The organism is Riemerella columbina DSM 16469 (genome assembly GCF_000374405.1).
Lineage (GTDB): Bacteria > Bacteroidota > Bacteroidia > Flavobacteriales > Weeksellaceae > Riemerella > Riemerella columbina.
Genome location: NZ_KB894253.1, coordinates 1 through 8,467 on the forward strand (window position 1 = coordinate 1; position 8,467 = coordinate 8,467).

An 8,467-nucleotide genomic window follows, 5' to 3' on the forward strand; every position below is an offset into this window, starting at 1 on the left:
TATCCTTCTATCAGTTGGAGTGATATATCCCAAGACCAAGAGCCACCAGAGGGTTGGCCACGCCCACCAAAGTTTAACGACCCAGGCGATGTACCAGGACCGCCAGTGCAGTTTGGCGATCCAATAAAACCTGATAATGTAAAAGGCGGCTTTGGTTTTAAGGATAATGGTGTAGAAGAAAAGAATTTATATTTCTACCACCCTGACCACTTAGGAAGTTCATCATATATAACAGACAGAACTGGAAAAATAAGCCAGCATACCGAGTATATAGCCTTTGGCGAGGTATTATTTGATGAGCATACGACTGAAACCAATATGCCTTACCTATTTAATGGAAAGGAATTAGATAGCGAAACGGGATTGTATTACTATGGAGCAAGGTATTATGATGCAAGGGTAAGTTTGTGGTTAAATGTAGACCCGTTAGTAGAAAAAACAATGCAACCGTATGCTTATACGAATAATAATCCTGTGATGTTGATTGATCCAACAGGGATGGAGGCAGAAGATCCACCAAAGAATGGTGAAAAATATAAAATAGGTTACATTTGGGCTGATAAAGATGGTATATGGATCAGAAGAAATGGTGGCTGGGCTAGTTATGATAACAAAAATGTTTCAATTATAGATGAGGTTGTTTTAACGAAGAAACTCGAGAGAAATTGGTACGATCCATCAGGCAAAGGGAATTGGGCTTTAGGTATTGCAAGTGCTGCATCCTCTCTAAAGGGTGATATAAATTCAATGCAAATGTATTCTGATGGTGTGAGAAAGGGAACTCAGGGTAATTATACGCTAAAAGGTAGAAACTATAATTTATTTAAAAATGACCCAATAAATAATGCTACAAAACCAATATCAAAGTTTAGTAAAGTTGGGAAAGTCCTAGGTGCAGGAGGGTTAGCATTTGGTGTTCTTTTTGATATAAAAGCTACTATTAACTACTATGACAATCCTGATTCAAAAAATTCATTGCATCCAGCAAAAGCAGGTTCGAATTTGGGATTTGGTTTATGGGGGTATTTCGGAGGGATACCAGGTGCTGCAGTTTCCACTATATATTTTGGTGTTGATTCATTTTATCCAGGAGGATGGATAGGGGACTCCGAACACCCAGGAGCTTTACAAGATCAAACAAGAATGATTGAAGAAAATCAAAAAGTTATACCTAATTTTAATTTATATAACGATGCTAGAGGTGCATATTAATACTAGACAATTATGAAGAAAGCTTATTATTATTTTTATTATAAAATATATAAATCTGTGGAATATACATCAGAATTATTTGGAGGTAGTTTTTGGACTGAGTGGAAAGCAAGTTTAGGATTGAGTGTTTTAATATACTTTATTATAGCTTCTTTGTTTATTTATTATAAAATATTTATTAATCCATATATACATTTGAGTGATAACAATATAGATATTATCATTATATCAATAATAGTTGAGGTATTTAATTATTATATATTTCATAGTAAAAATCAATGGAAAAATATATTAGTTAGTTTTGATAGGTTATCAAAAAAACAAAATACACTAGGTGGATGGATTGTATTTATTTTTATTTTTTTTGTATTTTTTAATTTAATATTTTCAATTTACTTAATGAGTAAAATAAATTGGGATGCTTTTAGATAATGTAATGAAGAAAGCTTATTATTATTTTTATTTATATAAATCTATAGAATATACTGCAAAATTCTTTGAAGAAACCCCTTCGTTTTTATTATTTAAATCGAGTATAGTTTTTATGGCTCTTCAAATATGGAGTATCTTATCAGTTATCGGATATTATTCTTTTTTCATAAAAATAAAACCTGTTTTATCAATGGATAACCCAGTTATAATATTAATACTCATTTTGATTTTAGGTTTTAATTTTTATACTATCGACTATAATAATAAAGCTATTAAATATATTGAATATTTTGATCGGGTAAAGCAAAATAATCATAAAAGTAAAAGTTTCATAATTTTATTTTTTGTATTATTTATAATTGCTAATTTTATTTTTTCACTTTATCTTGTGAGTTCCGTAGATTGATTGCGATTTAGTTAAGTATAAGGCTTAAATTATGAAAAAAAATATTACTATTTTTATTATAAAATATAAAAAGCGTAGCGTACATTAAAATTATCAGCCAAGACCAAGAGCCACCAGAGGGTTGGCCACGCCCACCAAATTTTAACGACCCAGGCGATGTACCAGGACCACCAGTGCAATACGGCGACCCAGTAAAGCCTGATAATGTAAAAGGTGGCTTTGGGTTTAAAGACAACGGCGTAGAAGAGAAAAATTTGTATTTTTATCATCCAGACCATTTGGGAAGTTCATCATATATAACAGACAGAACTGGAAAAATAAGCCAGCATACAGAATACATAGTCTTTGGTGAGGTGCTATTTGATGAACACACAACTGAAAACAATATGCCGTACCTATTTAATGGAAAGGAGTTAGATAGTGAAACGGGACTATACTATTATGGTGCAAGGTATTATGATGCAAAAACAAGTATTTGGCTTGGTACAGACCCATTAAGTGGGTACAACCCAATAATGGAAACGGAACATTATATAGATGGTCAGCATAATGGGGGTATCTACAACCCAATGAACTTTGCTACTTACTCTTATACTTATCAAAATCCTATAAAATGGATTGATCCAAATGGTAAGCAGGTTCTGACTTATAATATATTTGGAGATAATCCTACAACTAGTAGAGAGGTGGCTAGTCAGTATACAGAGTTATCGAAACCAATAGTTATAGCTTCTTTAGGTATTGCAGATATTTTATTCACGGGGGGCTGGGGAAGTAGAGCAGCAGTTACTTATAGTACTGGGAGTATGGTTCATAGTATGGAGATGCAGTCACATTGGAGGAACAAGGGAAATGAATATGTTGCTAAGAAATATGAAAAAGAAGGAGCTAATGCTACAAGAGATTTAACTGTTTCAGGGTTATTTTATGGAGTGTCAAAACTTTTTGGAAGATTGTTTGTTTCAACTCCTTATGGTAATGCTTACCAATCAAATTCAACCTCTGCAATGTCAGCAAGACTTAGAGTTTCTTCTGGAGCTAAATTGTATAGAGTTGGAACTTTAGGAAAAAGTCAAGCAGCTGAAGCTCAATTTTGGTCTCTAGAAAATCCTTTAAAGGATATTAATGCTTATGCGAAAAAATATGGAATTCCTGTAGAAAATATAAAAAATGCAGATTTTATTGAAATAGGAACTTTAAAATCAGGACATAACTTTATTACTAGGCCAGCACCAGCAGCACCAGGGAGTCCTGTTGGTGCTGGAGGAGGGATAGAAGTTGTAACACCTCCAAACTCTGTGAAGTTAGAAACATTTAGCACACTAAAATAGCTCATTATGGATTATTTAAGAAAAATTGACACTATAATTGAAATTTTGTCCATCAATAATATGGATTTTGAAATAGAGAAGATTAAAAATCTAAGACAAAGTTCTTTTACCTCTACAGAGCTTTTGTTGTCTGTAGGATATGAATTAAATAGGATGATTAAAAATCCCGTAATAAAAAGTATCATAGGGAATGAAGTTAAAGACTTGATCCGATATTGTGAAAGAATAGGGTTGTATATCGATAAAGTATAAAGTTGATATGATAGTATATCAAAGTTAGTAATGTAAAAAAACACCATACCCTCTTGCATACCTCAAAAAAAATAAATATTTTAGCGAAGTTTAATATTAAAACAAATAAATCATGGCAAAAAGTAAGAATAATGTAATTACGCACGGGTTAAGTGGCAAAGTAGGAGACTTATTGGTATTTAGCCAAAGAAATGGTAAAACCATAGTTTCAAAAGTACCCAAAAAAAGTAATAAGGTAACAGACAAGCAGAAAGAACAAAGGGTCAGATTCCAAGAGGCAGTATTATATACAAAATCAATTTCTCAAAAGCCAGATTTGCAAAAATTGTATGAAGAAGAAGCCAAGAACAAAGGTTTAAGCATTAATAATGTTGCAATAGCAGACTTTTTAAAAGCCCCTCATATAGAAGAAATAGACCTTTCTCATTATACAGGNAAAAAAGGGGAGCCTATTAAAATCAAGGCTTTTGATGATTTTAAAGTAAAAAAAGTAACTGTAAGAATAGAAAATTCAGACAGTACCTTAGTAGAAGAGGGNGAAGCAGAAGAAGAAGGTTTATATTGGGTTTATACAACCACCTCTAACAATGCAGAGTTGTCGGGCGATAAAATCACAATTAGAGCGTATGATTTTTCGGACAATATGACAGAAAAAGAAGAAGGGATATAAGTATCCCTCTCGGAGTTCTCTCGAACACATCTCGAACCTACCTCGAAGCGATACGCAAAAAAAATAGGCTGTCAATATGGCAGTAGAGCAGTAGAATTTTGAAATAACATAAGAAAAAGGAGTATATCGGTACAACACCGAAACCCGCTACACTTATGACCCTGTAATGCGAAGATTGGCAACGCTCCAAGCCCAAAGCCACCAGCAGGCTTTCCAAAACAACCAATACACTTACGACCGTGTAGGCAATATCCTTAAGGTTGCGAATAGCGTATCTGTAGGAGCTAATGCGTTAGGTGGTGCTTCATCATATAATTACTCTTATGATGAATTAAATAGATTGGTAAAGGCAGAGGGAACTTTCACAGGCGACCAAAGTCAAGCGGACTATACCCTCAGTATGCAGTACAATAAACTGAATGGTATTGTACAAAAAGCCCTAACGCATAAACAAAACGGAAAAGATAAGAGTTACACCTTAGATTATACTTATGACAACCCTAAACACCCCCACGCCCTAAGTATCCTAAAAGACACCACCACACCAAAGCCAAGAGCTTACGAATACGACGGCAACGGTAACCCGATTGCCTACCAAGGTTTTAAGGATTTTAGGCTAATGGTATGGGACGAGGAAAACCGATTACAAGGAATTAACGACAACGGCAAACTCCACCTTTACACTTACGATCATACAGGCGAACGAGCGGTAAAAAGTAGTGCCGAGAGCCAATCTGTGCTAACCAATGGACAGACCTCAGCGGTAATAGCCCATACCGAAAACTACACCACTTATGTAAACCCTTATTTTGTGGTGAACAAAGGACGGTTTACCAAACATTATTTTGAGGGAACGAGCCGTATTGTTTCCAAGTTAGGCGAGGGCACTTTCCAACAGCCAAGTGGNTTAACGGCTGGCGGTATAGATTATATTAAGCAGTCTGCAAAAATGCAGGAAGCCATAGATGCGTATGTGCGTGGTCTAAATGTCCCACCAGGTCCGCCAACCCANCAAGGTATCTATGCCAGCCCAGAATGGACAGGTAAAGATTATCCTTCTATCAGTTGGAGTGATATATCCCAAGACCAAGAGCCACCAGAGGGTTGGCCACGCCCACCAAAGTTTAACGAGCCAGGCGATGTACCAGGACCACCAGTGCAATACGGCGATCCAGTAAAACCCGATAATGTAAAAGGCGGCTTTGGTTTTAAGGATAATGGTGTGGAAGAAAAGAACCTTTACTATTACCACCCAGACCATTTGGGCAGTAGTAGTTACATAACAGACAGAATGGGCAAAATCTCACAACATACAGAATACATAGCCTTTGGAGAAGTTCTATTTGATGAACATACAACAGAGGTTAATATGCCTTACTTGTTTAATGGTAAGGAACTAGACCAAGAAACAGGATTGTATTATTACGGAGCAAGGTATTATGATGCGAGAGTAAGTTTGTGGCTTGGTACAGACCCATTAAGTGGGTACAATCCAATAATGGAAACGGAGCATTACATAGACGGACAACATAACGGTGGTATCTACAACCCAATGAACTTTGCTACCTATTCTTATACTTATCAAAATCCAATTAGATTTATAGACCCTAATGGAAAGCAAGTACAATTTGATGCAAGAGTATATATAAAGCAACAACTAGATAGTAGAGTAAATCATATTAAGCGAAAACTAAATAATATTGAAAATAAGGTTAGTACGGCTTATAATAATGTAAAACAAGAAACAATACGAGTTGCAAAGAATACACAGACTTGGGTTAAAAATAATAAAAGGGAAATAATTAGAAATGCCAAAATAATGCAGAAAACAGGTGATGATATGGTTGTAGGAGGCTTAGTTATAGCAGCAATGGGGTCATCAGTAGCAGGAGTAGGGGCAGCGCCAGGGCTAGGAACTGCAGGTGTAGGTAAAGCAACATCTACAGCAGGGGTTTTAATTGAAGTTGGGGTTGAACTTATCACGGGTGATTATTCTAATAATGCAACAGGAAATATGATAGGAAATGAGATAATGAGTATTATTATAGACAAAACTGTCGATGCAACTATCCCAGGACCAACACCATCAGTTAAAACCGAAACAAAAAGAGTATTAGATGAAATGAATAAAGTAAATAAAGAAATTATAAAAGAAACAGGAACAAGAACTTTACAAAAAAATGAATTATAATGGACGGTAATTTGACACAATTATTAATGAGTATGCTAGTAGGTGTAGTATTATTTCTTTATATAAAAGATAAAAAGAAATATATGAAAGATAAAGAGTATATTGCTACGGATCAAGTAAGAATTTTTCAAGCTTATTTAGGAATGGCTTTATGTATTTTGTCTGCGATTATTTCAGTATTTAGATTGTTAGCATAACCGGTCGTGTATCAAAGTTAGTGATGTAGATTATTTAGAATATTGAGGGATATGGTTATCTAGCATAGAGGTTCTTTTAAATATTGGTTTATACAAAGACGGTAACATTAGTCAGCACACAGAGTACATCGCCTTTGGTGAGGTCTTATTTGATGAGCATACAACAGAAACCAATATGCCGTACCTCTTTAACGGTAAAGAATTAGACCAAGAAACAGGATTGTATTATTACGGAGCAAGGTACTACGACCCAAGAGTGTCTATATTTTTAAATGTAGACCCATTGGCAGAGAAATATCCTTTTACTTCGCCATATACTTATACAAATAATAATCCTGTGATGTTGATAGATCCTGATGGAAAAGCAGCAATGCCTCCAGATGATCATTTCGATCATAATGGAAAGTTTTTATACACAGATAATAGAAAAACAAATAATATTATCATTCATGTACCGTATATTAGAGATAATTCAAATGTTTTTCAAAGTATATCAAATAGTCTTTTGGGAACCAAATATGGAATAGAAAAAGGAATAAATCAAGTACAGTTGAAGGATTATAAATTTAATACTGTAAAGGATTTTACCTTATTAAATAATATAGCAAAGCACTATGCTAAATATGCGGATGTAGATATTAAGAAACTGCATAACGGTAACTTTTCTGTGGGAGCGTTTAATAATGTTACAGGCGTAGGATTAGCACTCTCTGGAAATAAACTTGGTTTTAATGATGGGGTGTTTTGGGGAATCACTGAAAAAGGAGAAATTCCAATGATGCATACAAGTGAGAATAAGGTTACCATTGATATTTATAAAAACCGTATAGCGGATAGTTTTCTGAATGATAAATATAATTTTATTAGTGTTTTAAGCCATGAAGGAAGTTCGAAGGGACACTTAGGCTTACCAAATGCAAAGCATAGCACAATTTATGAAAATCAAAAACAAAGACCTCTTTTTAAGTATACAACACCAAAGTTCAAAGAGCATGTTGAAAATAATATCAAACATTATAAGAGAAATGAAGATTAGATATTTTATTATGATTTTGTTTGTAAGTATTACATCGATAGGGTGTAATTTTAAAAAAGCCCCAATTATAAAACAACAAGAACTTTTATTCAATCATTCAAAAACAGATGATAATTGTGAAGTCATACTGAAAACCATATTTGAAATAAATGAAAATAGAAATAAATATTTTTTATTTTTAGACAATAATAAAATAGAACTTACTCATAGTCGTAAAGTTCATGATGGAGTGGAGTATATAGTTAGTCTTAAAATAAAAGAGGCTATATGTGAAGATAGTATGTTTGTTTATAAAATCAAAAATAGTATTATAACGGATTTAAACAATGAAAAGATAAGTAAAAGTAAAAACTATAAATTAGATGTAAGGTCTACAGTATGGATAGGAAATGATGAAGAAAAACCGTATATAAATTTTAAGTAGTATATCAAGGTCTTGCATCAGAGTTTTATTTTTACTTGGGTAGTATCTCATAAACTGTGTAAGTTAAAAAGAGGTTTTGAAAACTAGTTTTCAAAACCTCTTTTTAACTTAATTTGCAATTTTAAACATGATTTAGATATGATTGACAAGAATGAACTTTTAAACAGTAAGGAATTTTACAAGTCCTTCAAGAATGGAGAAGACCTAAACTCTTTCTTCAAAGAACTACACAAGAAAGCCATAGAGCATATGCTTTCGGCAGAACTTGACGCTCATTTAGACAATGAAAAACACGAGAAAACCAAAGATGGTAACT

General features: G+C 33.8%; 9 protein-coding genes and 1 pseudogene. All 10 read left to right on the forward strand.

What is annotated here, in order from left to right:
- The coding region (locus tag C237_RS14995) for an RHS repeat domain-containing protein (RefSeq protein ID WP_245539715.1) at positions 1-1,212 on the forward strand (1,212 nt) is incomplete at its 5' end.
- Positions 1,213-1,224: 12 nt separating this feature from the next.
- Positions 1,225-1,644: a hypothetical protein gene (locus tag C237_RS0109155; RefSeq protein ID WP_018676199.1), complete on the forward strand. Its 420-nt coding sequence runs from the start codon at positions 1,225-1,227 to the stop codon at positions 1,642-1,644.
- Entirely contained in the window at positions 1,631-2,050 is a 420-nt protein-coding gene (locus C237_RS0109160; RefSeq protein WP_018676200.1) for a hypothetical protein, read from the forward strand. Before C237_RS0109155 ends, C237_RS0109160 begins: the two co-directional genes overlap by 14 nt.
- Positions 2,051-2,223: 173 nt before the next feature.
- Complete coding sequence (locus C237_RS15000) at positions 2,224-3,381, forward strand: RHS repeat domain-containing protein (RefSeq protein ID WP_018676201.1); 1,158 nt, start codon at positions 2,224-2,226, stop codon at positions 3,379-3,381.
- A 6-nt stretch (positions 3,382-3,387) separates the two neighbouring features.
- Positions 3,388-3,633, forward strand: a complete 246-nt coding sequence (locus C237_RS0109170; RefSeq protein WP_018676202.1) for a hypothetical protein — start codon at positions 3,388-3,390, stop codon at positions 3,631-3,633.
- 1,961 nt (positions 3,634-5,594) lie between these two features.
- Positions 5,595-6,494, forward strand: a complete 900-nt coding sequence (locus C237_RS15215; RefSeq protein WP_425413730.1) for an RHS repeat-associated core domain-containing protein — start codon at positions 5,595-5,597, stop codon at positions 6,492-6,494.
- Positions 6,494-6,691 (forward strand): hypothetical protein, encoded by a 198-nt coding sequence (locus tag C237_RS0109185; protein ID WP_018676205.1) that lies wholly within the window; start codon positions 6,494-6,496, stop codon positions 6,689-6,691. Before C237_RS15215 ends, C237_RS0109185 begins: the two co-directional genes overlap by 1 nt.
- 127 nt (positions 6,692-6,818) lie before the next feature.
- The gene (locus C237_RS15010) at positions 6,819-7,727 is read left to right on the forward strand and encodes an RHS repeat-associated core domain-containing protein (RefSeq protein WP_281166431.1); all 909 of its coding nucleotides are present in this window, start codon (positions 6,819-6,821) and stop codon (positions 7,725-7,727) included.
- Positions 7,728-7,737: 10 nt separating this feature from the next.
- Positions 7,738-8,151, forward strand: a complete 414-nt coding sequence (locus tag C237_RS0109195) for a hypothetical protein (RefSeq protein WP_156809743.1) — start codon at positions 7,738-7,740, stop codon at positions 8,149-8,151.
- Between the two features lie 138 nt (positions 8,152-8,289).
- A pseudogene (locus C237_RS15220) lies at positions 8,290-8,467 on the forward strand (IS256 family transposase); the annotation flags it as partial.

Coding starts and splice junctions, on each gene's coding strand:
- C237_RS0109155 (WP_018676199.1), top strand. CDS start 1,225: ATGAAGAAAGCTTATTATTATTTTTATTATAAAATATATAAATCTGTG.
- C237_RS0109160 (WP_018676200.1), top strand. CDS start 1,631: ATGCTTTTAGATAATGTAATGAAGAAAGCTTATTATTATTTTTATTTA.
- C237_RS0109170 (WP_018676202.1), top strand. CDS start 3,388: ATGGATTATTTAAGAAAAATTGACACTATAATTGAAATTTTGTCCATC.
- C237_RS15215 (WP_425413730.1), top strand. CDS start 5,595: ATGGGCAAAATCTCACAACATACAGAATACATAGCCTTTGGAGAAGTT.
- C237_RS0109185 (WP_018676205.1), top strand. CDS start 6,494: ATGGACGGTAATTTGACACAATTATTAATGAGTATGCTAGTAGGTGTA.
- C237_RS0109195 (WP_156809743.1), top strand. CDS start 7,738: ATGATTTTGTTTGTAAGTATTACATCGATAGGGTGTAATTTTAAAAAA.